Raw genomic sequence first — 23,594 nt, forward strand, 5'->3', positions numbered from 1 at the left:
AGGAGCAGGTCAGGCGCTGTTGACCATGGAGTGGGCGGCGCGCTCGAAGTAGTCCCAGAGCGTCTGTTCGTGCAGCGGCGGCAGTTCCAGGGCATCCACGGCGCGGCGCATGTGCTTGAGCCAACGGTCGCGGGCGTCGAAGTCCACCTTGAACGGCTGGTGCCGCATCCGCAGCCGCGGGTGGCCGCGCTGTTCGCTGTAGGTGCCGGGGCCGCCCCAGTACTGCTCCAGGAACATCCGCATCCGGACCTTGGCCGGCCCGAGGTCTTCCTCGGGGTACATCTGGCGCAGCACGTCGTCCTCTGCGATCCCGTCGTAGAAGACGTCCACGAGCTTCACGAACGTCTCGTGCCCGCCGACGGCGTCGTAGAAGTTGTCCGTGTACGAGGGCTGCCTGAACGCGTTCGCGGCGGCCGGCGCCGGGGTCAGCGTGGCCAGCGGCTGGCCGAAACGGGACGGAAGGGCCGCGCCGTCGGCCGGCTGTGCCGAACCGGGGCGCGCGGCGGGCAGTTCGGGGGTCTGGGGTGTTTCGCTCATCGATGGTCTCTGTTCGCTGATGCTGTCATGACCATTGTCTCAGCCCGAGACGACCCGGGGTTCGTGGTGGACGGGGAAGTTCACGCTGCGCGCAATGAAGCAGACCTTGTTGGCATCCGTGTGGAGCCGCTGGGCGAGTTCGGCCTGGCCCGGATCGCCGATGGCCACGCGGGGCCGCAGCGTCACGGACGTGAATTCGCCGCTGCCGTCGCGGTTCAGGCGCAAGGTGCCCTCGGCGTCGTCGTCGTAGGCCGTCACCACCAGCCCGTTCTTCACCGCGACGTGCAGGTAGGAGAGCATGTGGCACTGGGACAGGGCCGTGAGCAGCAGCTGTTCCGGGTTCCAGCGGTCCTTGTCGCCGTGGAAGGTGGGGTCGGCGGTGCCGGCCAGCTCCGGCAGCCCTGCCGCGCGCACCACGTGGTCCCGCCCGTAGCCGCGGTAGCTCGCGGTGCCTTCGCCGCGGTTGCCGGTCCAGTGGAGGGAAACTGCGTAGCGGTGCTCGGAAAGGTTCATGCCGCCATTAAACCCCGTGCTCCTGCAGACCGGCGGTACCGGCCGTGCCGCAGCTGCTTGGAGACCGCCTCTGCCCGGCGCAGACGTTTCAGCGGCAGGCGGTGATTTCGTAGAGCGACGCCGTGCCGTGGGAGGCGATCAGGCGGAAGCCCCGGGAGAAGTCGATGTCCTGGAACCCCGGCCAACGGTGTTTTTCGCTGTGCTGGTAGCCGCGGATCGGCTGGTCGTCGTACAGGTGGGTGGCACCGGTGCTGAGCAGCGCGTCGCAGACCCGCGGATCGGATGCGATATCGCGGAAATGGTGCCGCAGGTAGTCCTTGTCCGCGCTGCCGGCGCTGCTGACGTTCTGGAAATAGACGGTTCGGTGGCCCGTGAGGGAGTAGATGTAGGGCAGGCCGTTGAAGGGATCGCCGATGACGATCGCGTCGTCGGGCAGCAGCGGTTCCAGGGAGCGGATGAACTCCTGCTCGCCGCCCATCAGCGCGCGCCCGTCGCCGTGCTCCGTGATGCCGTAGCGGATCGAGGCCGCCTCCACCCGGACGTCGTGCCGGAAGCCGCCGGAGGTCACGAAGACGGCGGCCAGGACGGCAAACGCCAGCACCGCGGCCACCGATTGGCGCCAACGGGGCTGATTGCGGGTTTGGATAAGCCCGGCCAGCAGCGTGCACAGCCGCTCAAGGGCCAGGGCAGCGAAGACGATGCCGAAGGTGTGGACCAGCGGGGCGATCCGGGGCGGGTCGGTGTACCAGAAGCCGCTGAGCCAGCGGAAGGGGCGTTCTTCCGGGCCGGCCGCGAGGATGAAGAGCAGGATGGCCGCCGCCATTCCCGCAACGGCCGGCCGGGCGCGGGGGATGAAGCAGGCCCAAACGGTTCCGGCCGCCATGAGGATCCCGACGACGACGGCGTAGCTCTCCGGGGTGGCATCGTCGCTGTCCGGCTGGCGCGGCAGGTCGAAGAACAGCCACGCCAGGGCGTCGGCCCAGCCCGCGGTGGACCCGCGTGGATACGACAGGACGGCGGCCAGGAGGGTGGAGGTGGCCAGGACGAATCCGGCGGCACCAGCGGCGGCCGCCAGCAGCCCCGCCGCAGCGTAGAAAAGCGCGCGGCGGCTCCGCCATAGCCGGGCCAGGCGGAGCACGACGAAGCGCGCCAGGTAAAACCCGCCGAGCACCAGCAGGCTGCCGGCGGCGGAGGGGTGTATCCAGGTCGCGCCCAACGCGACCACCGCCAGCGCGGTGAGGTCCGCCGTCGTCCTTCGGTGCCCGCTGCGGGACGGGGGACTTTCGCCGGCTCCTGCCGCGGCCGGAGCGGCAGTACGGACAGCGGTTTCGGCGCCAGGGTCGGCCGCGCCCGGAGAAACGGGACGGACAGCAATGGCGCTCCGGGTGCCCGCGGCATCCGCATGCGCCTTTGCCTCCACGGGCACCCGGTACTGCAGTTCGATGCCGAGCGCGAGGATGGCCGGCAGCAGCGCCGCCGCGAAGCCGTTGGGCCACTGCCCGGCACGGAACATCTGGACAACAGGGAAGGCCAGCATGGAGGAAGCTATCACCGGCGCGAGGACCCACACGAGCGGCCGGGCGGGGAACAGCGCCCGGGCCAGCAGGGCCAGGGCGGCCGGCCACACCAGGCAGCCGATGACTAGGCAGGCCAGGTTCCCCGCCGTCACCACGTCGTCCGGGACCAGCGACACCATCGCATGCCAGCCGGCGGGATAGAACGACGGCGGCGCCCCGCCGAAGATCGGCCAGATGCTCCACGGGCTGGCCTGGCCGTTGTCCTTGATCCATTGCAGGACGTTCACGTGGTAAGTCGGGTCCCAGCCCTGCGAGACGCGGTGGATCGAGCCCATCGCCTCGAGCATCACCCGGCCGAGGACGAGCGCCGCGAGGGCGAGCGACGCCGCCAGCAACCACGTCACCGAGCGCGGGACGGCGAGGCGCGCCGCGGGTGGAGGAGCGATGGCCCGCCCGAGGAGCCGGCACCCGCCGATGCCGAGCGCCGCCAGCACGATGGCCGAGAGCAGGTTCCAGCGCACGCCGGCCGCCAGGCACACCATGGTGCCGACAGCCGCCAGCGCCGTCCCGGCGGCCGGGGCCAACACGAGGGAGCGGATGGCGGGCTGGCGCAGCGCCCGGAGGGCCAGGAAGCCGGGCAGGTAGAAGACGGCGAGCATGACAGCCAGCTGTCCGGCAACTGCCATGAGGACTCCCTTGCGCCACCAACCGTTGTGGAATTGTAGATCCGGGGGCGGGCCGTGCAGTACTCCCGCCGCGTGCTCATGGAACCGTAGGGGCGGCAGATGTCGCGCCGGTGAACGGCGGGAGAACGCACTCCTGGTTCCGGGCCTTGCCGAGACGGCGCTGCCCGCCGAAACGCGCGTTTCGGCGGGCAGCAGTTGGTTTGGACGATTCTCGGCTGGCTACCGGTCGGCGGCCTGCGCCTTCAGGGCCCGGACGACGCCGTCCTTGTTTTCCAGCACCAGCCGGCGCAGGGCGGGGGAGCGGTCCGCCAGGGACTCCAACCAGGCGTCCGTGGCGTCAACGGTGGCCTGCGTGGACAGCTGCGACGGATACAGTCCGACGACGATCTGCTGCGAGAGTTCGTGCGTGCGGGTGTTCCAGATGTCCTCGATGGCGCCGAAGTACTTCGCGGCATAGGGCTCCAGCAGCGTGGTGTCATGGACGCGGGTGAAGCCGGCGATGACCGACTGCTGGGTGGCGTTGGGCAGTTCGCCCTTGACGACGACGGACTCCCAGGCCGCCGCCTTCGCCTCGGCGGTGGGGATGGCGGCCTGCGCCAGGGCTGCGGCGCGCTGGCCGGTAGCGGTCTGGTCCCGCTCGAGTTCGGCGTCGATTTCGGCCTGGCCGAAGCGGCCGCCGGCCACGAGCGAGGTGAGCAGTTCCCAGCGCAGGTCGGCGTCCACGGTCAGGCCCCCCAGCGTGCGCTCGCCGGAGAGCAGCGCGGCCACGGTGTCCAACTGCCCGCCGGTCTGGGCGTGCACGGCGAAGGCCTTGGCGAACTGCAGCTGCGAATCGGACCCCTCGGCCGCCTCTCCGGCCAGTTCCCAGAGCCGGTCGGCGGCGGCGATGGTCAACCGCTTGCGGTCGTCCGGGTTCACGTAGAAGGTCAGCGTGGTGGCCAGCTGCCGCAGCAGCACCAGCACCACCGAGGAGTCCGTCTCGTAGGCGATATTGTTCAGCACCAGCTCCACGTATTCGCGGGCCGGGGTCTCGCCGTCGCGGGTGGCGTCCCAGGCCGAGCCGAGCACCAGGGTGCGCGGCAGCGACGCGGTGAAGTCCTTCACGTGGTCCTTCGAGGTGGCCAGGGACACCTCGTCCAGCCGGATCTTGGCGTAGGCCAGGTCGTCGTCGTTGAGCAGCACCAGCGCGGGACGGGCCAGGCCGGCCAGCTGCGGCACCTCGGTGCGCTCGCCGTCAACATCGAGTTCCTCGCGGTGGGTGCGCACCAGCTTGCCGGCGTCGTCCAGGTTGTAGAAGCCGACGGCGAGCCGGTGCGGCCGGATGGTCGGGTAGCCGTCCGGCGCCGTCTGGAGGATCGCGAACGAGGTGATGGCGCCGTCGTCGTCGGTGGAGATCTCCGCGCGCAGGGTGTTCACGCCGGCGGTCTCCAGCCACTTGGCGGACCAGTCCTTCAGGTCCCGGCCGCTGGAGGTTTCCAGTTCGCCCAGCAGGTCGGCCAGCTCGGTGTTGGCCCAGGCGTGCTTGCCGAAGTACTCGCGGACGCCGGCCATGAACTCCTCCTGGCCCACCCAAGCCACCAGCTGGCGGAGCACGGAGGCGCCCTTGGCGTAGGTGATGCCGTCGAAGTTGACCTGCACGTCCTCCAGGTCCTTAATCTCGGCGGTGATCGGGTGGGTGGACGGCAGCTGGTCCTGCCGGTAGGCCCAGGACTTCTCCATCGACGCGAAGGTGGTCCACGCATTCTCGTACTCAGTGGCCTCGGCGGCGGCGAGCGTGGACATGAATTCGGCGAAGGACTCGTTCAGCCACAGGTCGTTCCACCAGCGCATGGTCACCAGGTCGCCGAACCACATGTGCGCCAGTTCGTGCAGCACGGTGATGGCCCGGCGCTCCACCATGGCATTCGTGGGGCGGGAACGGAACACATAGTTTTCCAGGAAGGTGACCGCGCCGGCGTTCTCCATGGCGCCGGCGTTGAACTCCGGCACAAACAGCTGGTCGTACTTCTCGAAGGGGTACGGGGTGCCGAACTGCTTCTCGTAGAACTCGAAGCCCTGCCGGGTGAGGGTGAAGATGTTCTCCGCGTCCATGTACTGCATCAGCGACTTGCGCGCGAACACGCCCAGCGGGATGGTGCGGCCGTCGGAGCTGGTCAGCTCGCTGCGCACGGACTGGTACGGGCCGGCGATCAGCGCGGTGATGTAGGAGGAGATCCGCGGGGTGGGCTCGAACGCCCAGGTGGCGGCCGCACCGCCGTCGTCCGTGGATCCGACGTGCCGGGGCGCCGGGGTGGGGGAGTTGGAGATGACATCCCAGTGCGACGGCGCGGTGACGGTGAAGCGGAAGGCCGCCTTCAGGTCCGGCTGCTCGAAGACGGCGAACATGCGCCGCGAATCCGGCACCTCGAACTGGCTGTACAGGTAGACTTCGTTGTCCACCGGGTCCACGAACCGGTGCAGGCCCTCGCCGGTGTTCATGTACAGCGCGTCGGCGTCGATCTCCAGCACGTTGTGCTCCGCCAAATCCGGCAGCTGGATGCGCACGCCGTCGGAGACCTCGGCCGGATCCAGCGACTTGCCGTTGAGCGTGACCGAGCGGACGGTGTCCGTGACGGCGTCGATAAAGGTGGAACCGCCGGGGGTGGCGGTGAAGGTCACCACGGTGCGCGAGCCGAACACCTTGTCGCCGCGGGTGAGGTCCAGCGTGACGTCGTACGACTCCACGCGGAGCAGTTCGGCGCGGGCGCGCGCTTCGTCACGGGTGAGATTCAAACCTGGCAAGTTCGCCTCCAGAAGTACTTAGTGCCCCGGCTGCGCGGGACCGGACGGTGTGCGTGGCGGGACGCGATATGAAACAACCCTTGCACAATGTGGCCATTGTCTCACCGCGGCGGGGTGCCTAGCCACCCGCGAGGACCTTGGTCCACGCCGAGACATAACCGGATTCGTCGAAGCGCTGCAGGGTGTCGCGGCTGGAGCGGGCGAACCGCGAGCGCAGTTCCGGGTCGCGCATCAGCGCCAGGATGCCGTCGGCCAGCGCCTGCCGCCCGCCGAAGGGCACCAGGAAGCCGTTCTCGCCGTGCCGGATGACGTCGCGGGGGCCGTAGTTGGCGTCATAGGCCGCGACCGGCACGCCGTAGGACATGCTCTCCAGCAGGATCAGCGGGAAGCCCTCCGACGCCGACGTCAGCACCGTGGCGCACGCGGAGGCGTAGATGTCCGACGGGCTGTTGGTAAACGACGGGAAACTGACCGCGGCGCCGACGCCCAGTTCGTCGATGAGCGCCCGGACCGCTCCCTCCTCCTCGTCGCCGTAGCCGAAGCCGAAGACCTCCAGCCGCGCCCGCGGGTTGCCCTCGCGCACCAGGGCGAAGACCCGGATCGCCTCGTCCACCCGTTTCTTCGGGTGCAGCCGGGCCACCATCACCAGCCGGTCCGGATCGGTGGCGGGGCCCGGGTCCGGCTGCTCCGGCGGCGCCAGCTGGCCGATGGTGTGGAGCCGGTCGGCGTGGCCGAACTCGGCGGCGATGTCTTCGCGCTGCGCATCGGTGTGCAGGACCACGCCGTCCCAGGTGTCCAGGTTGTCCAGGAAGCGGCGCCAGTTGCGGCTGACGCCGGACCCCGCCACGTACGGGGGCTCCAGGTGGTTGCTGTGCACCGCCGCTATGCGCCGCAGGGTCGGATGCCTGACGCTGCCGACCACATCGTCCAGGTTCCGGCCGGGCAGGTTATTCAGGTTCTCGCGGAATTCCGAGGTCAGCACCGGTGCGTCCTCGCCGGCCAGCAGGTGTTCGAACGCGTGCCGGTAAAGCTCGCCCGGGTCGGCGAAGGTGAGGGCATCGCCGTCGTCGCGGGCCACGCCGTCGAACAGGTAGCTGCGCCCCCACTTGGGCGAGCCGGGATGGTGCGTGATGGTCAGGAAGCAGCGGCCGTCGCGGCCGATGAGGCGCTGGGCGGTGGGCGTCTTGAACGCTTCCTGGAAATGCTGGACCAGCACCAGGCGGCCCTGTTCGTCCATCTCCTCCCGGCGCAGCCGCGCGCGGTTGGGGGCCAGCCGTTCGACGGCGGCCACCGTGCCTTCGGGGTGGAACCGCACGTAGGACTCCTCGATCCCCTCGCGGAAGTACCCGAAGGCCAGCCCGGAGTTGCCGACCGGCACGATGTCGTAGTCGTCCTGGGGCGGCGGCTGCACGGGTTGACGCGTATCCGTGCCGGGGCTCGGATCCAACCCGTACAGGACGCTGCGGACCCTGACCTCCGGATGCAGGTGGCCGTCCGCCTTGAGGCCGGCCACATCGCGGGCGAGCCGGTGCTGCAGGCCCAGCACCTCGATCCAGATCCGTTCTGCCGCGCCGTTCCCGGCCAGCGTGTTGGCCCGGGTGCGCACCGCCTTGACCAAACCGCCGCGCTTGAGCGCCAGGGTGTTGACGGGAAAGTGGACGGTGAGCGGCACGATGGCATCCTGTCGTCAGGGATGCCGCCATTGTTCCGGCCCGCCGGACGCTAGTAAAGGGGCGGACGACGGTCAGCCCCGCGCGGCCGCCACGGCGAGGTCGTGTTGCTCGGCCGCGATGTCCAGCAGCCGTTCGGCCAAGCTCAGCGCCGTGTCCGGGGCGTTCCGGCGCAGGCGCGCATAGCCCTCCGGCGTGAGGACCTCCACGACGACCTTCCCCTCGGCCCGCACGTGGGTCCGGGACGGAGTGCCGCCGAGGCCCCCGAAGCTGGTTCCGGCGGAGAAATACCGGGCGGCGTGATTGTCCTCGGAGGCGCTGGCGTCCCCCGAGGCGTTGGCAGCCGTGCGTGCCTGGCCCTCCATGACCAGAACCAGGCCCGCGCCTTGCTCGCCCGCGGAAACGATGGCGGCGCCGTCGTCGTACGTTCGCCGCTCCAGGTAGCCCGCGAGCGTCTCGCGCTCGCCGGCGGGCAGGGTCGCCGCCACCGGGTGGTCCTGCAACTGCAGCCGTTCGCCGGTTGCCGGCTGTCCTCCGTGCCGGCCGAGGAGGCGGTCTTCGCACCACCGGGCGGCAGCGTCCAGGGACGGGAACGCCGTCGGCCGGCCGCCCGTGCCTGTCTCTTGCGCGGACAGCAACCCGGCCGGGTCCACGAAGATCAGCAGGCAGGGATCCGAGGTTGCCTGCAGCCGCAGGAACATGGTCTTGGTGCGGCTGCCGAGCTCGTCCAGCCGGCTGATGTCGATCACCAAAACCTCGTGCGTGGCGGCCAGGTCGGCGGCCATCCGGATGACCGTTTCCGCCTCGGGAAAGAGCATGTCGCCGTGGACCTCGAGGAAGCGCACCGTGTGGCCGTATTCGGCCAGCACGGCCAGCTCCCGCGCCGGGCGAACCCGCGGTGAGGGTTTCCCGGCCAGGGTGTAGTCGGCGCGGATCGTGGACCGGGCGCTGCGGGCCGCGTGGATGAAGTGCAGTCCCAGCTCCGCCGACAGCTTGCGGCAGACCTCGGTGCCGCGGACGCTGTTGCCGTGCCGGTCGAGCCGCGGCGAAAAGACGGCGAGCCCCAGCTGGCCGGGCAGCACCGCCAGGATGCCGCCGCTGACCCCGCTCTTGGCCGGCAAGCCAATGCCCGCCACCCAGTCGCCGGCGTCGTTGTACATGCCGCAGGTCGTCATCACGCTGAGCACGTGCTCGGCGATCCGGGGTGTCAGGACCTCCTCGCGGGTGATCGGGTTGACTCCGCGGTTGGCCAGGGTGGCTGCCATGATCCCCAGGTCGCGGCAGGTGACGCTGAGGGAGTTCTGCCGGAAATACAGGTCGAGGGCGGCCTCGGTGTCGTGCTCGATCACGCCCTGGCTCTTCAGCAGGTAGGCGAGGGCCCGGTTGCGGTCGCCCGTACGGAGCGCGGACTCGTACACCGTCTGGTTCATAACCAGGTCGCGTCCGGCACAGGCCGAATAATTCAGTCGGAGCTGCTCGAAGGCGTCGTCACCGTAGCGGTCGACCACCAGGGACGAGGCGGCGATGGCCCCGGCGTTGATCAACGCGTTGCGCGGCCGGCCGGTATCCGCTTCCAGGCTGATCTCGTTGTACGCGTCCCCGGAGGGCTCCACATCGATCTTCTCGCGCACGTCCTCGAAGCCGTGCCCGGCCAGCGCCATGGCATAGGTGAAGGGCTTGGAGATCGACTGGATGGAGAACTCGGACCGCGTATCGCCGGCCTCATAGGTGCATCCGTCGGCCATCGTCATGCTCAGCGCGAACAGATCCGGATCCTCGACCCCGAGTTCTTCCGGATCACCGGCCAGCGACCCCTCGGTGTTGCCGGCGAGGCCGGCAAGGACGGACTCGAGGTAGTCGCTGATTACTGGCTCCATAGGGGCACACTATCGACGGCGGCCGAAGCCCGACAGGGGTGCGGCACCGGAATCCGTTCCGCCGGCACCGCTCCAGTAGGCTGGAAGCCGTTATTCGCCCTCCCGCACGTCACAGAAGGACCGTCCATGCGCGTTCACATTGCCACCGACCACGCCGGCCTGGAACTGAGCCACCACCTGATCAAGCATCTGACCGGCCAGGGCCACGACGTCACCGACCACGGCCCCACCGCGTACGACCCAGAGGACGACTACCCCTCGTTCTGCATCCGCGCCGCGCTCGCCGTCGTCGAAGACCAGTCCGCCGGCGTGGAGTCGCTGGGCATCGTGCTCGGCGGCTCGGGCAACGGCGAGCAGATCGCAGCCAACAAGGTCAAGGGCATCCGGGCCGCGCTGGCCTGGAACCTGGACACCGCGAAGCTGGCCCGCGAACACAACGACGCCAACGTCGTCGCCGTCGGCGGCCGCCAGCACAGCGTCGAGGAAGCCACCGCCATCATCGAGGCATTCCTGGCCGAGCCGTTCTCCAACGCCGAGCGCCACGTCCGCCGGATCGGCAAGATCGCCTCCTACGAGACCACCGGCGACATCCCGGCCTAGCGGCCGCCGGTCATGCCAGAAGGCCATTCCGTCCACCGCCTGGCCCGCCAGTTCCAGGACGTTTTCGCCGGCCGGCGCCTCGCCGTGTCCAGCCCGCAGGGCCGCTTCGCCGCCGGCGCCGCCCGACTCGACGGGGCGCGGCTGCTGGCCGCCCGTGCACACGGCAAGCAGCTGTTCCTGGAGTTCGACAACGGCCTCGTCCTGCGCGTGCACCTGGGCCTCTACGGGGCGTGGAGCTTCGGCGGGGACGAGAGCTTCCGCGGCGCCTCCAGCATCGGGGCGCCGCGCCGGGTGGGGGAGCAGGAAACGTACGACGACGATGCGCCGGCCGCGTACTCCGGCCCGCCGGAGCCGGTGGGCCAGGTGCGCGTCCGGCTGGTGTCGGCCCACGGCTGGGCCGACCTGCGCGGCCCCACCGCCTGCGAGGTGCTCACGCCCGCGGAGGCGTCCGCCGTCGTCGGCAAACTGGGGCCGGACCCGCTGCAGGACGCGGCGGACCGCGGCGCCGAGTTCGTCCGCCGGCTGACCGCGAAGCGCACCGCGGTGGGGCAGTTGCTGATGGACCAGAACGTGGTGGCCGGGGTCGGGAACGTCTACCGCGCGGAGACCCTGTTCCGCCGCGGGCTGAACCCGTGGCTGCCCGGCCAACGGGTCCCGCCTGCGGAAGCGGCGCTGTTGTGGGCGGACATCGAGGCCGTCATGCGCGACGGAGTCCGCGACGGCAAGATCATCACCACCCGCCCCGAACACCGCGACGCCGAGGCCGTCGGCCGCTCGCTGCCGGTCTGGCCGGACAACGCCCACTACGTGTACAAGCGGCAGGGGATGCCGTGCCGGCTGTGTGGCACGCCGGTCGCCGTCACGGACATGGCCGCCCGCAAGCTGTACTGGTGCCCAACCTGCCAGCGGGCCTGAAGCGTTCGGGCCGCAGCCTGCCTCCCTGCGCCGCCGGCGCGCCCGCCCTTGCCCCCCGAATTTTCGGCCATTGCAGGGTTTATCGGCCAACGCAGGGTCCATAGCCCCTGCTCTCGACGATTTACCCTGCAACGGATGCGTCAGGGTAGGGGCGCATGGTTTCAGCCGCGTCGCGGCGCCCGGTTTCCGCCGCGTCGCGGCGCCCTCCGATTTGTCGAACGGGCCCGCCCTCGTGCTAAAGTTTCATCGTCCTCGGGGATGTAGCTCAATGGTAGAGCCTCAGTCTTCCAAACTGATTACGCGGGTTCGATTCCCGTCATCCCCTCGCGTCAGGGAGGCGGTCCGGCACGGGCCGCCTTTTCTGTTCGCAGCCGATTCAGTCATGCGACGACGTGTGCTGGCGGCGTCCGGTTGCACGGTGATTGTGCCGCAGGCCGGGTATGCCCGTAGACTTGCGTGTGCACTACGGGGCGTAGCGTAGTGGCTAGCGCGCCTGCTTTGGGAGCAGGAGATCGCAGGTTCGAGTCCTGTCGCCCCGACTCTGTATTCTTGGTGCAGATTTAACCCCAATAGCAATCAGGAGTTCTAACGCTGTGAAGAGCGCTGTCGAAAACCTCACCCCTACCCGGGTCAAGCTCAATGTTGAGGTCCCCTTTGAGGAACTGAAGCCCAGCATCGACGCGGCGTACAAGACCATCGCGAGCCAGATCCAGGTTCCGGGCTTCCGCAAGGGCAAGGTTCCGGCGAAGCTGATCGACCAGCGCGTCGGCCGCGGCTACGTGATCGAGACGGCGATTAACGAGGGGCTGAACGGCTTCTACCAGGGCGCCGTCGAAGAGACCGGCATCCGCCCGCTGAGCCGCCCCGAGGTTGAAATCACCGAGGTTCCCGACCCGGCCGCCACCGAGGGCCAGCTCGCCTTCCACGTCGAGGTCGATGTCCGCCCCGAGATCGAGCTGCCCGAGTACGCCGGCCTCGAGGTCACCGTCGAAGCTACCGAGGCTTCCGAGGAAGACATCCAGAAGGCGCTGGACGACCTGCGCGGCCGCTTCGGCACCCTGAAGAGCGTTGACCGTCCGGCCGTTGCCGACGACTTCATCACCATGGACCTGTCCGCCAAGGTGGACGGCGAAGAGGTGGACTCCGCCGCGGACCTGTCCTACCAGGTGGGCGCCGGCACCATGCTGGAGGGCCTGGACGAAGCCGTTACCGCGCTGAGCGCCGGCGAGGACGCCACCTTCGAGACCAAGCTTGCCGGCGGCGAGCACGCCGGCAAGGACGCCACGGTCACCGTGAAGGTCAAGGCCGTCAAGGAGCGCGAGCTTCCCGAGGCCGACGACGACTTCGCCCAGCTGGCCAGCGAGTTCGACACCATTGCCGAGCTGAAGGAAGACCTCGCCAAGCAGGCCGCCGACGCCAAGATTATGGAGCAGGGCGTCGAGGCCCGCGACAAGGTGCTGGACAAGCTGATGGAACTGGTCGAGGTTCCGGTTCCGGACTCCGTCGTCGAAGAGCAGATGGAACAGCACTTCCGCCCGGAGAACAGCCACGGTGAAGACCACGACACCGAGGAGCACCGCGCCGAGGTCCGCGAGAACACCGAGAAGGCCTTCCGCAACGAAATCGTGCTCGACGCCGTGGCCGACAAGGAAGAGCTGGGCGTCAGCCAGGCCGAGCTGATCGACTACATCGTGTCCTCCGCCGGCCAGTACGGCATGGATCCGAACCAGTTCGCGCAGCTGCTGGACCAGTCCGGCCAGGTCGGCATGATGGTGGGCGAGGTCCGCCGCCGCAAGGCCCTGGCCAAGGTGCTGGAGCTGGCCAAGGTCACCGACACCAACGGCAACGAGGTGGACCTGAGCGACTTCGTCCGCCCCGCCGGCGAGGAAGAGCCCAACGTCGAAGACATGATCCAGGCCGCCGAGGCCGAGGCCGCCAACGCCGAGGCCGGAGAAGCCGAAGCCGGAGAAGCCGAAGCGGACGCTGCCGACACCGAGTCGATCGAAGACACCGACGCCGCCGAAGAGGCCGCCGAGGACGCACCGAAGAAGTAGTAGCGGCGCTGCCGCTGGACGGACCGCCGGATCCCTTCCTGGGGAACCGGCGGTCCGCCGCTTTAATTCCCGCGCACGACGACGGTGCCCGGCTCCGGTGCAACGGTTTCCTCCCAGATCGACGGCGGCAGTGCCGGCGGAACCGGGCCGCTTTCCCGCCATCACCGGGGGCGGCCGTGCCGGTGGAACCGGGCCCACGCCCGGGCCGAGTGTGCCCCCAAAGGTCGCTCCGCCGTCGTCATTTTCTGCTGCGGGCAGAGCGTTTTCCCGCGCCGTCACGGGCCTGATGCGCCGTCAGCGAACAGCGCGCCGTGCGGGAGGAATCGGGCAGCGGAACACGTTACTGTCCAAGTAGGTAAACGACCTTAGGGCCACCGGTGACGGTACCGCCCGGGGAAGAAGCGAGAGGTATTTCAGCATGTCGAATGAATCCGCCACTCCGAGAATGGCTTCGGTCGATGCGGCCAGCCGCGAAGACTACATCTACAACCGCCTGCTCAAAGAACGCATCATCTGGCTGGGCTCCGAGGTGCGCGACGAGAACGCCAACGCCATCTGCTCGCAGCTGCTGCTGCTCTCGGCCGAGGACCCGGAGAAGGACATCTACCTCTACATCAACTCGCCCGGCGGGTCGGTGACCGCCGGGATGGCCATCTACGACACCATGAAGTTCATCCCGAACGACGTGGTGACCGTGGCCACCGGCCTGGCGGCCTCCATGGGCCAGTTCCTACTCTCCTCGGGCACCAAGGGCAAGCGCTACGCCACCCCGCACGCGCGCATCCTGATGCACCAGCCTTCCGGCGGCATCGGCGGCACGGCCTCCGACATCAAGATCCAGGCCGAGCTGATCCTGCATATGAAGCAGGTCATGGCCGAACTGACCGCCGAGCAGACCGGCCAGTCGGTGGAGCAGATCCTGATCGACAACGACCGCGACAAGTGGTTTACGGCCGAGGAAGGCCTGGCCTACGGCTTCTTCGACAAGATTTCGGCCCACGCCGGCGGCGTTTCCGGCGGCGGCGGGACCCAGGGCGGCTCCGCCTCCCAGGATTCCTGAGCCCACGCGCCACCGACCCGAATACAAGCAGGAGAATCTCATGGACTACAACTTCGGTGCCGCTGCCGGCGGTTTCGCCGCCAACATGCCGCAGAACCGCTATGTGCTGCCCCAGTTCGAGGAGCGCACGCCCTACGGCTTCAAGCGCCAGGACCCCTACACCAAGCTGTTCGAGGACCGGATCATCTTCCTGGGCGTCCAGGTCGACGATGCCTCCGCCGACGACGTCATGGCCCAGCTGCTGGTCCTCGAGTCGACGGACCCGGACCGCGACATCACCATCTACATCAACTCGCCGGGCGGGTCGTTCACCGCGATGACCGCGATCTACGACACCATGCAGTACATCCGCCCGGAAATCCAGACCGTCTGCCTGGGCCAGGCGGCCAGTGCCGCGGCCGTGCTGCTGGCAGCGGGCACCCCTGGCAAGCGGCTGGCCCTGCCGAACGCCCGCGTGCTGATCCACCAGCCGGCGCTGGGCGGCGGCGAACACGGCCAGGCCTCCGATCTGCAGATCCAGGCCGACGAGGTCATGCGGATGCGCAAGTGGCTGGAAGACGCGCTGGCCATGCATTCGGGCAAGGACGCCGCGCAGGTCAACAAGGACATCGAACGGGACAAGATCCTCACGGCCGCGGGTGCCCTGGAATACGGGCTGATCGACCAGGTGCTCGACTCCCGCAAGATCCACAAACCGGCGATCACCAAGTAAGTACCGTAAAATAGTCTCAATGCCTGCACTGCCCGTGGCGCGTCATATCGCACCGCGGGCAGTGTTGTTACTGAAACTGTCGGCGCAGTGAATTAGAGTTGTTGTCAGCTGGCCTCGGCGGCGCAGCGTCTGTCCGGCAATAATTCGGGCGGCGCAGCTGCCGCGACACAGCTGCCGACGTAGACCAAGTAAGGGGACGGATATGGCTCGCATAGGTGAGAGCGCTGACCTGCTCAAGTGCTCTTTCTGCGGCAAGAGCCAGAAACAGGTCCGCAAGCTGATCGCCGGCCCCGGCGTGTACATCTGCGACGAATGCATCGAGCTCTGCAACGAGATCATCGAAGAGGAGCTGGCCGAGGTGTCGGACCTGGGCAGCTTCGAACTGCCCAAGCCGCGGGAGATCTTCGACTTCCTGCAGGAGTACGTGATCGGCCAGGAGCCGGCCAAGCGGGCGCTGGCCGTGGCGGTCTACAACCACTACAAGCGAATCCAGTCCGGGCATGCGCCCAAGGGGACCGCCAACCTCTCCGATGCCAGCCCGCTGGAGGACGTGGAAGTTTCCAAGTCCAACATCCTGCTGATCGGGCCCACCGGCTGCGGCAAGACCTACCTGGCCCAGACGCTGGCCCGCCGACTGAACGTCCCGTTCGCCGTCGCGGACGCCACGGCGCTGACCGAAGCCGGCTACGTGGGCGAAGACGTGGAGAACATCCTGCTCAAGCTCATCCAGGCCGCCGATTACGACGTGAAAAAGGCCGAGCAGGGCATCATCTACATTGACGAGATCGACAAGATTTCGCGCAAGAGCGAGAACCCGTCCATCACCCGGGACGTCTCCGGGGAGGGCGTCCAGCAGGCGCTGCTGAAGATCCTCGAGGGTACGGTCGCGTCCGTGCCGCCGCAGGGCGGCCGGAAGCATCCGCACCAGGAATTCATCCAGATCGACACCACCAACGTGCTGTTCATCGTCGCCGGCGCCTTCGCCGGGCTAGAGGAGATTATCGGTTCGCGCGCCGGCCGCAAGGGGATCGGCTTCGGCGCCCCGCTCAAGGACGCGGCGGGGGAGAAGGACAGCTACGGCGAGGTCATGCCCGAAGACCTGTTGAAGTTCGGCCTGATCCCGGAGTTCATCGGCCGCCTGCCGGTGATCACCACGGTCTCCAACCTGGACCGCCCGGCCTTGATCAAGATCCTGACCGAACCGAAGAATGCCCTGCTGCGCCAGTACCAGAAGATGTTCCAGCTGGACGGCGTGGAACTGAGCTTCGAGCAGGAAGCGCTGGAGGCCGTGGCGGACCTCGCGCTGGAGCGTGGCACCGGCGCCCGCGGGCTGCGCGCGATCATCGAAGAGACCCTGCAGCCGGTCATGTTCGACCTGCCCAGCCGCGAGGACATCGCCTCCGTCGTGATCACCGCGGACGTGGTGCTGAACAAGGCGGAACCGGCGCTGATCTCCCACGACGTGGTCGCCAAGCGCCGGAACAAGTCGGCCTGACACTGCACTGCTCCGGACCACCGGACGATCGATCGAGGACCAGACAAGGGGACACACTATGGCCCGGACCGGCGGAAGCGCAGAGCTGCTCACGTGCTCGTTTTGCGGCAAGAGCCAGAAGCAGGTGAAGAAGCTGATCGCCGGCGGCGGCGTGTACATTTGCGACGAATGCGTCGGGCTGTGCAACGAACTGCTGGAGGAAGAATTCGGCGCCGGTGCCGCCTCCGAACTGCTGGAGCTGCCCAAGCCCCGGGAAATCTATGGCTTCCTGCAGGAGTATGTGATCGGCCAGGAACCGGCCAAGCGTGCCTTGGCCGTGGCCGTGTACAACCACTACAAGCGCATCCGCTCCGGCCACGCCGCCCCGGGCAGCGCCGGCCTGGCCGCCGCCGGCGGACTCCAGGACGTGGAAATCGCCAAGTCGAATGTCCTGCTGATCGGCCCCACCGGCTGCGGCAAGACCTACCTGGCCCAGACGCTGGCCCGCCAGTTGAACGTGCCGTTCGCGGTGGCGGACGCGACGTCGCTGACCGAAGCCGGCTATGTGGGCGAGGATGTGGAGAACATCCTGCTCAAGCTGATCCAGGCCGCCGGCAATGACATCAAAAAGGCTGAGCAGGGCATCATCTACATCGACGAGATCGACAAGGTGACCCGCAAGAGCGAGGGCCCCTCGATCACCCGCGACGTCTCCGGTGAAGGGGTGCAGCAGGCCCTGCTGAAGATCCTGGAAGGAACCGTGGCTTCGGTGCCGCCGCAGGGCGGGCGGAAGAACCCGCAGCAGGAGTTCCTCCAGATCGACACCACCAACATCCTCTTCATCGTCGCCGGAGCCTTCGCCGGCCTGGAAGAGATCATTGGCTCGCGGGCCGGGCGCAAGGGCATCGGCTTCGGCGCCCCGCTCAAGGACGCCGTCGCCCAGCAGGACAACTACGGCGAAGTCATGCCCGAAGACCTGCTCAAGTTCGGGCTGATCCCGGAGTTCATCGGCCGCCTGCCGGTGATCACCACCGTGGCCGAGCTCGACAAGCCTGCGCTGATCCGGATCCTCACCGAGCCGAAGAACGCGCTGATCCGCCAGTACCAGAAGATGTTCCAGCTGGATGGCGTGGAGCTGTCCTTCGAGCAGGACGCCTTGGAAGCGGTGGCCGACCTGGCGCTGGAACGCGGAACCGGCGCGCGGGGCCTCCGGGCCATCATGGAAGAAACGCTGCAGCCGATCATGTTCGATCTGCCCGGCCGCGACGACATCGCCACCGCCGTGATTACCGCCGAGACGGTCCTGACCGGGGCGGACCCCACCCTCATCCCGCACGACGTAGAAGCCATCCGCCGCCGCGATTCCGCCTGACCGCCCGTTTCGGGGGCACCGTTGCACGGGCACGTGCCGGGTCGGCGGAACAAAACCGTTGGCGCGGCAGTTACCCACAACAGTACGTATAACCAGTCCTCAAGAAGGAGCTCTTGCCGTATGTCTGAAAGCGCTGCGCCGTCCACCGTTGACTTCTGGTTCGATCCGGCCTGTCCGTTCGCCTGGATCACGTCCCGCTGGATGCTGGAGGTGGAGAAGGTCCGCGACGTCAAGGTCGACTGGCACGTGATGAGCCTGGCCGTGCTCAACGACGGCCGCGACGAGCTGCCGGAGGAGTACAAGGAATTCCTGAAGAAGGCGTGGGGCCCGGTCCGCGTGATCATCGCCGCCCGCGAACTGCACGGCGAGGCCTACGTGGGGAAGCTCTACGACGCCATGGGCACCCGCATCCACAACGAGGGCAACAAGGACTATGAGGCCGTGACTGCCGCCGCGCTGGAAGAGGTCGGCCTGCCCGCCGACCTGGCCCGATTCGCCACCTCCGACGAATATGACGAGCAGCTGCGCGCCAGCCACGAAGAAGGCATCTCCAAGGTGGGCGACGAAGTCGGCACCCCCGTCGTGGCCTTCAACGGCACCGCCTTCTTCGGGCCGGTGCTGACCCGCATCCCGCGCGGCGAAACCGCCGGAAAGATCTTCGACGGCGCCGTGGCCCTGGCCGAGTTCCCGTACTTCTACGAGATCAAGCGCTCCCGGACCACCAGCCCCGAGTTCGACTAACCGTTCGGACCTGGAGCGAACGCCTCAAGCGGGCGTCGTCCGCGGGACCCAGACGCCGCCGGCCGGCGCACCCTGGTTTCGGAAAACAATTCACGAAACTATGGCGTGTCGGCTTGCGCAGGAGTATAAATATCTATACGCATCCCCCAAAAGATGCGGGACCGAACACCAAAGATTCAGTGACAAGTAGTGGACCAGTTCCACAAACTGCCAGCCTGTGACGAGGCTCGGAAGACCTGAAGATCGGCGGAGTTCGCGAGACCCAAAGCGTCACCTTTGGATCAAAGAGTCGAAGCCCCACCAACGGCGAAACGCTGATGGGGCTTCCCCTCGTTAACGGGCCGGAACCGGCTGCCGAACGGCCTGGAGCCAGCCAGTGGGCAGGCCCTGACGCAGCTATCGGGCCGGCCAAGCCTCTGCTGCCCGACCGGCCGTGGCCCTGCTACTCGGCCGGTGCCTCGGCGGCCGCCAGCTCGACCTTCGTGACGGTCAGCTCGCCCTCCGCCTCGTTCAGCAGGACCTCGCGCGCATTGCCGGCGGCCTTCAGGTCGCCGAGCCCTGCCTGAAGTTGGGCCACCTGTGCGGCCGATCCGGTGATGGTCGCGGTGAGGACCTCGGTGCGCTGCTTGACCTTGGCTTCGGACTTCGCCTTGCGGATGCCGCCCAGCGCCTGTCCGACCGTCCCGAGCAGCCCCGTGTCGGCGGCGGAGGCAATCGAAGCGAGCCCCGCCGTCGTCGGCCATTCGGCGCGGTGCACGGAGCCGGCGCGCCACCAGCTCCAGACCTCTTCTGTGGCGAAGGGCAGGAACGGTGCGAAGAGACGCAGCAGGGCGTCGAGCGTGGTGGCCAGCGTGGCCAGGACCGAGGCCTGCTCCGCCTCGCCGGCGGCACCGTAGGCGCGGTCCTTGATCAGCTCGACGTAGTCGTCGGTGAAGGACCAGAAGAAGCTTTCGGTGACCTGCAGGGCGCGCGCATGGTCGTACTTCTCGAACGCGGCCGTCGCGGTCTCCACCACCTCGGCCAGCTGGCCCAGCAGCGACTTGTCCAACGGGTTGGTAACCACGGCGTCGTCCTCGGCAAGCACCGAAGCCTCGGTGGCACCCAGGTTCAGCACGAACTTGGAAGCGTTCAGCAGCTTGATGGCCAGGCGGCGGCCGATCTTCATCTGCGCGACCTCGTAGGCGGTGTCCGCACCCAGCTTCGCCGAGGCCGCCCAGTAGCGCACCGCGTCCGCGCCGAACTGGTCCAGCACGTCGGTGGGGACCACCACGTTGCCCTTGGACTTCGACATCTTCTTGCGGTCCGGGTCCAGGATCCAGCCGGAGAGCGCCGCGTGCTTCCACGGCGCGCAGCTGTTCAGCGAGTCGCCGCGCACCACGGTGGAGAACAGCCAGGTGCGGATGATGTCGTGGCCCTGCGGGCGCAGGTCGAACGGGAAGACGTTGTTGAAGAACGACTCGTCCCGGCTCCACTTGCCCACGATCTGCGGCGACAGCGAGGACGTGGCCCAGGTGTCGAGCACATCGGCGTCGCCGATGAAGCCGCCGGGCTGGTTGCGCTGCGACTCCTCGTAGCCCGGAGCGGGGTCAGCGGCAGGGTCCACCGGCAGCATCTCGTCGGAGGGCACGACCGGGTTGTCGTAGTCGGGGTTGCCGGAGGCGTCCAGCGGGTACCAGACCGGGATCGGCACGCCGAAGAAGCGCTGGCGGGAAATGAGCCAGTCGCCGTTAAGGCCTTCGATCCAGTTTTCGTAGCGCGAGCGCATGAACGCCGGATGGAATTCGATCTCCCGCCCCCGGCTGATCAGCCGTTCCCGCCGGTCCGCGTCGCGGCCGCCGTTGCGGATGTACCACTGCCGTGAGGTGACGACCTCCAGCGGCTTGTCGCCCTTTTCGTAGAAGTTGACCGGGTGGGTCATCTTCTGGGGCTCGCCGTCCAGTTCGCCGGCCTCGGACAGCAGCTCCACGATCTTCTCCTTGGCGGAGAAAACGGTCTTGCCGGCCAGCTCGGCGTAGTTCGCCTTGCCTTCCTCGGTGGTGATCCACTCCGGGGTGTCGGCAATGATGCGCCCGTCGCGGCCCACGATGGAGCGGGTGGGCAGCTGCAGTTCCCGCCACCACGTCACGTCGGTCAGGTCGCCGAAGGTGCAGACCATCGCGATGCCCGCGCCCTTGTCGGGCTTGGCCAGCGGGTGGGCCTTGACCTCCACCTCCACGCCGAACAGCGGGGACTTAACGGTGGTGCCGAAGAGCTTCTGGTAGCGCTCGTCGTCGGGGTTGGCCACCAGTGCCACGCAGGCGGGCAGCAGTTCGGGGCGGGTGGTCTCGATGTGGACCTTTTCGCCGTCGGCGGTTTCGAAGGCGTAGCGGTAGTAGGCGCCGGGCATCTCCCGGTCCTCGAGCTCGGCCTGCGCCACGGCGGTGCGGAACGTGACATCCCAGAGCGTGGGGGCCTCGGCCATGTAGGCGTCGCCGGAGGTCAGGTTGGCCAGGAAGGCCCGTTGGGAAACGGAGCGGGACACGTCATCGATGGTCCGGTAGGTCAGATCCCAGTCCACCGACAGGCCAAGGGTGCTGAAGAGGTTCTCGAAGACCTTCTCGTCCTCCACCGCCAGGGTTTCGCAGAGCTCGATGAAGTTCCGGCGCGAGACGACGTCGAAATCTCGCTGGTTCTTCGCCGGCGTGGCCGGCGGCTGGTAGTCCGGGTCGTACGCCACAGACGGGTCGCAGCGGACGCCGTAGTAGTTCTGCACCCGGCGCTCGGTGGGCAGGCCGTTGTCGTCCCAGCCCATCGGGTAGAACACGTTCTTGCCGCGCATCCGCTGGTAGCGGGCCAGCACGTCCGTCTGTGTGTAGGAGAACATGTGTCCCACATGCAGCGAGCCCGAAGCCGTCGGCGGGGGAGTGTCGATCGAGTAGACCTGCTCCCGCGTGGTTTCGGGATTGAACTTGTAGGTCCCCTCCTCGCGCCAGCGCCGGGTCAGGGCGTCCTCAAGGCCTTCGAGGGCGGGCTTGTCGGGAACGTTAACGGTAACGGGCGTGTCTGTGCCCGGGGTATGTTCTGCCATGCTGGCCATTCTTTCATGCCGGGCAGGGAATGAAGATTCTGCACGACGGCGGCGCAACCTACCTGCCTCGGCCCGCCTCGCGTAGCATGCGGCTATGACGGACGTTCAGATCAAGCGGGTCTACGAACCGGCCGACGACGGCGACGGCTACCGCGTGCTGGTGGACCGGATCTGGCCACGAGGCATCAAGAAGGATGCGGCAGGGCTGGACCTCTGGCTGAAGGAAGCGGGAACATCCGCCGAGTTGCGCAAGGAGTTCAGCCACCAGCCCGAGAAGTTCGAAGCGTTTACGGTGGCGTACCGGAAGGAGCTGGACGGTTCCGAGGCGCTGCAGCGCTTGCTGGAACTGGCCCGCGAGCATCCGAAGCTTTGCCTGCTTTATGGGGCCAAGGATGAGACGCACAACCAGGCGGCGGTGCTGCGGGACCTGATCCTGGAAGAACTCGGCGGGGAAGCCGGCTGACATGGCCCGCTGGATGGGGGTCCCCGGGTCGCTTGGTGCAGGGGGCGGGCAGCGCTGCTGCACTTGGCGCCCTGCCGTCCTGGGGTTGGTGGGTGCGGCGGTTTTGGGCGCTGCCCTGTCGGGCTGCGGGGCTTTCACCGGGTTCGCGGCCCCGCCGTGTTTGCCGCCGGAGTATTCGGTAAGCCCCGCGGAGGCGAGTCCGGGGCAAACCGTGGCGGTGTCAGCGCCGGACGCCGACTGTAACCCGCGGTACGGCAGCGACGCCCAGATCGAAGTGATGGTGGCCGACGCTTCCGGCGCAGAAGTCGTCCGCGAAACCGCTGCCATGAACGACGGCGGCGGTTTCACCTACACATTCACGGTCCCCACCGAAATTGCGGCCGGCGAAGCCTCGGTCACGGCGATGCCCTATAACGTCGACTGGTGCGATGACACCGGCCGGAACAACCGAACCGCAGAACCCCCTGTCATCACCCTGGCGCGGGCGTCGTGCGCGGTGCCCGTGAAGCCCCTCGTCATCAGCCGCTAGGCCGGACAGGCGAAACGAGGCCCGCCACCGGTCCGGCCCGGCGCTTGCCTAACCTTCGTTCGCCTGAGACGTTCTTCGGCCTCTCTGTGTCTGCCGTTACGCTGGGTTTCATGACCAAGCGCGCAGTAGTAACCGGAGCAAGTTCGGGTATCGGGGCAGCCACCGTAAGGGCGCTTTGTAGCAGTGGCTGGGACGTGGTGGCGGTGGCCCGCCGCGCGGACAGGCTTGCCGCGCTCGCCGAAGAAACCGGTGCTGTTGCGATGCCCGGCGATGTGACCGACCAAGACTCCGTCGACCAGTTGGTGGCCGAGGTGCTCGAGGGCGGCGGGATAGACGCTCTGGTAAACATCGCCGGCGGCGCCTTCGGAGTGGACTCGATCGCCGAGGGCAAGTTCGCTGACTGGGAGAAGATGTACGACGTCAACGTGCTCGGCTCGCTGCGGATGATCCAGGCTTTCCTGCCCGCCTTGCGAGAGAACGGCGAAGGCTCGGTGGTGCTGCTGACATCCACGGCAGGCATCGTGGCCTACGAAGGGGGCGGCGGCTACGTGGCTGCCAAGTTCGCCCAGCATTCCATGGCCGGCACGCTGCGACTGGAAGAAGCCGAACACAATGTGCGGGTGATCGACATCCTGCCGGGCTTGGTGCAGACCGAAGAGTTCTCGCTCAACCGCCTTGGCGGCGACCAGACGGCTGCGGACAAGGTCTATTCCGGCGTGGAGAAGCCGCTGCTCGCCGAGGACGTCGCCGACGTCGTGGCCTATTCGCTCAACCTCCCGCACCACGTGAACCTTGACCAGATTGTCATGCGCCCGGTGGCACAGGCGGCCGCGCACAAGCTGATCAGGAAGTAGCAAGCGCCAAAGCCTGGCGATTCCCCTTTCTCTGTACCGTGGACGCCTGGCTCAGGCCCGAAGTTGGCGCTGATCCGAAACCTGACGTCGCTTCACGACCGCGCGCATGGGGGGGCGCAAAGGCGCGTCGGCCAACCGCGGGACAAACACGACATCCGCGAACAAAGCCGGC

The 23,594-nt window shown here is 67.9% G+C and carries 18 protein-coding genes and 2 tRNA genes; 13 read left to right on the plus strand and 7 right to left on the minus strand.

Annotated features, from left to right (window positions below; translation table 11 throughout):
- Positions 1-9 precede the first annotated feature (9 nt).
- The 6 genes from AC5RW2_RS06810 to glsA form a co-directional block, all read right to left on the minus strand.
- Entirely contained in the window at positions 10-537 is a 528-nt protein-coding gene (locus tag AC5RW2_RS06810; RefSeq protein WP_494073839.1) for a globin, read from the minus strand.
- 39 nt (positions 538-576) lie between these two features.
- Positions 577-1,050 carry an OsmC family protein gene (locus AC5RW2_RS06815; protein ID WP_494049854.1) on the minus strand — a complete coding sequence of 158 codons (474 nt, stop codon included), beginning with the start codon at positions 1,048-1,050 and terminating at the stop codon, positions 577-579.
- An 88-nt stretch (positions 1,051-1,138) separates the two neighbouring features.
- Positions 1,139-3,253, minus strand: a complete 2,115-nt coding sequence (locus tag AC5RW2_RS06820) for a DUF6541 family protein (protein ID WP_494073840.1) — start codon at positions 3,251-3,253, stop codon at positions 1,139-1,141.
- A 219-nt stretch (positions 3,254-3,472) separates the two neighbouring features.
- Positions 3,473-6,025, minus strand: a complete 2,553-nt coding sequence (gene pepN, locus AC5RW2_RS06825) for an aminopeptidase N (protein WP_494073841.1) — start codon at positions 6,023-6,025, stop codon at positions 3,473-3,475.
- A 127-nt stretch (positions 6,026-6,152) separates the two neighbouring features.
- Positions 6,153-7,706: a glycosyltransferase gene (locus AC5RW2_RS06830; protein ID WP_494073842.1), complete on the minus strand. Its 1,554-nt coding sequence runs from the start codon at positions 7,704-7,706 to the stop codon at positions 6,153-6,155.
- 72 nt (positions 7,707-7,778) lie between these two features.
- Positions 7,779-9,581, minus strand: a complete 1,803-nt coding sequence (gene glsA / locus AC5RW2_RS06835) for a glutaminase A (protein ID WP_493999883.1) — start codon at positions 9,579-9,581, stop codon at positions 7,779-7,781.
- A gap of 126 nt (positions 9,582-9,707) precedes the next feature.
- On the opposite strand from glsA, the gene AC5RW2_RS06840 reads away from it, so the two are divergent.
- The 10 genes from AC5RW2_RS06840 (at position 9,708) to AC5RW2_RS06885 (ending at position 18,509) form a co-directional block, all read left to right on the plus strand.
- Entirely contained in the window at positions 9,708-10,181 is a 474-nt protein-coding gene (locus tag AC5RW2_RS06840) for a ribose-5-phosphate isomerase (protein ID WP_493999882.1), read from the plus strand.
- A 12-nt stretch (positions 10,182-10,193) separates the two neighbouring features.
- A complete protein-coding gene (locus AC5RW2_RS06845) occupies positions 10,194-11,096 on the plus strand; it encodes an Fpg/Nei family DNA glycosylase (RefSeq protein WP_493999881.1) in 903 nt (300 codons plus the stop codon).
- A 254-nt stretch (positions 11,097-11,350) separates the two neighbouring features.
- Positions 11,351-11,421 (plus strand) — tRNA-Gly (locus AC5RW2_RS06850).
- Positions 11,422-11,562: 141 nt separating this feature from the next.
- Positions 11,563-11,635: transfer RNA gene (locus AC5RW2_RS06855), tRNA-Pro, on the plus strand.
- Positions 11,636-11,689: 54 nt separating this feature from the next.
- Positions 11,690-13,150: a trigger factor gene (tig, locus tag AC5RW2_RS06860; RefSeq protein WP_494073843.1), complete on the plus strand. Its 1,461-nt coding sequence runs from the start codon at positions 11,690-11,692 to the stop codon at positions 13,148-13,150.
- Between the two features lie 445 nt (positions 13,151-13,595).
- Complete coding sequence (locus tag AC5RW2_RS06865) at positions 13,596-14,210, plus strand: ATP-dependent Clp protease proteolytic subunit (RefSeq protein ID WP_493999879.1); 615 nt, start codon at positions 13,596-13,598, stop codon at positions 14,208-14,210.
- A gap of 40 nt (positions 14,211-14,250) precedes the next feature.
- Entirely contained in the window at positions 14,251-14,922 is a 672-nt protein-coding gene (locus AC5RW2_RS06870) for an ATP-dependent Clp protease proteolytic subunit (RefSeq protein ID WP_493977440.1), read from the plus strand.
- A gap of 202 nt (positions 14,923-15,124) precedes the next feature.
- Positions 15,125-16,417, plus strand: a complete 1,293-nt coding sequence (gene clpX / locus AC5RW2_RS06875; protein WP_493977441.1) for an ATP-dependent Clp protease ATP-binding subunit ClpX — start codon at positions 15,125-15,127, stop codon at positions 16,415-16,417.
- Between the two features lie 58 nt (positions 16,418-16,475).
- Positions 16,476-17,768 carry an ATP-dependent Clp protease ATP-binding subunit ClpX gene (gene clpX, locus AC5RW2_RS06880; protein ID WP_494026014.1) on the plus strand — a complete coding sequence of 431 codons (1,293 nt, stop codon included), beginning with the start codon at positions 16,476-16,478 and terminating at the stop codon, positions 17,766-17,768.
- A gap of 120 nt (positions 17,769-17,888) precedes the next feature.
- Positions 17,889-18,509, plus strand: coding sequence for a mycothiol-dependent nitroreductase Rv2466c family protein (locus AC5RW2_RS06885; RefSeq protein ID WP_493999877.1), 621 nt, complete (start codon positions 17,889-17,891; stop codon positions 18,507-18,509).
- Between the two features lie 442 nt (positions 18,510-18,951).
- Here the strand turns inward: AC5RW2_RS06885 and valS are convergent, their stop codons facing one another.
- Positions 18,952-21,576: a valine--tRNA ligase gene (gene valS, locus AC5RW2_RS06890; RefSeq protein ID WP_494073844.1), complete on the minus strand. Its 2,625-nt coding sequence runs from the start codon at positions 21,574-21,576 to the stop codon at positions 18,952-18,954.
- A gap of 94 nt (positions 21,577-21,670) precedes the next feature.
- On the opposite strand from valS, the gene AC5RW2_RS06895 reads away from it, so the two are divergent.
- The 3 genes from AC5RW2_RS06895 to AC5RW2_RS06905 all read left to right on the plus strand — a co-directional run bounded on the left by AC5RW2_RS06895 (position 21,671) and on the right by AC5RW2_RS06905 (position 23,422).
- A complete protein-coding gene (locus AC5RW2_RS06895; protein WP_494073845.1) occupies positions 21,671-22,039 on the plus strand; it encodes a DUF488 domain-containing protein in 369 nt (122 codons plus the stop codon).
- A 217-nt stretch (positions 22,040-22,256) separates the two neighbouring features.
- Positions 22,257-22,568: a hypothetical protein gene (locus AC5RW2_RS06900; RefSeq protein WP_494073846.1), complete on the plus strand. Its 312-nt coding sequence runs from the start codon at positions 22,257-22,259 to the stop codon at positions 22,566-22,568.
- 110 nt (positions 22,569-22,678) lie between these two features.
- On the plus strand, positions 22,679-23,422 hold the full coding sequence (locus AC5RW2_RS06905; protein WP_494073847.1) for an SDR family oxidoreductase: 744 nt from the start codon (positions 22,679-22,681) through the stop codon (positions 23,420-23,422).
- The last annotated feature ends 172 nt before the right edge of the window (positions 23,423-23,594 follow it).

This window comes from Arthrobacter sp. B0316-1-20 (genome assembly GCF_059091865.1).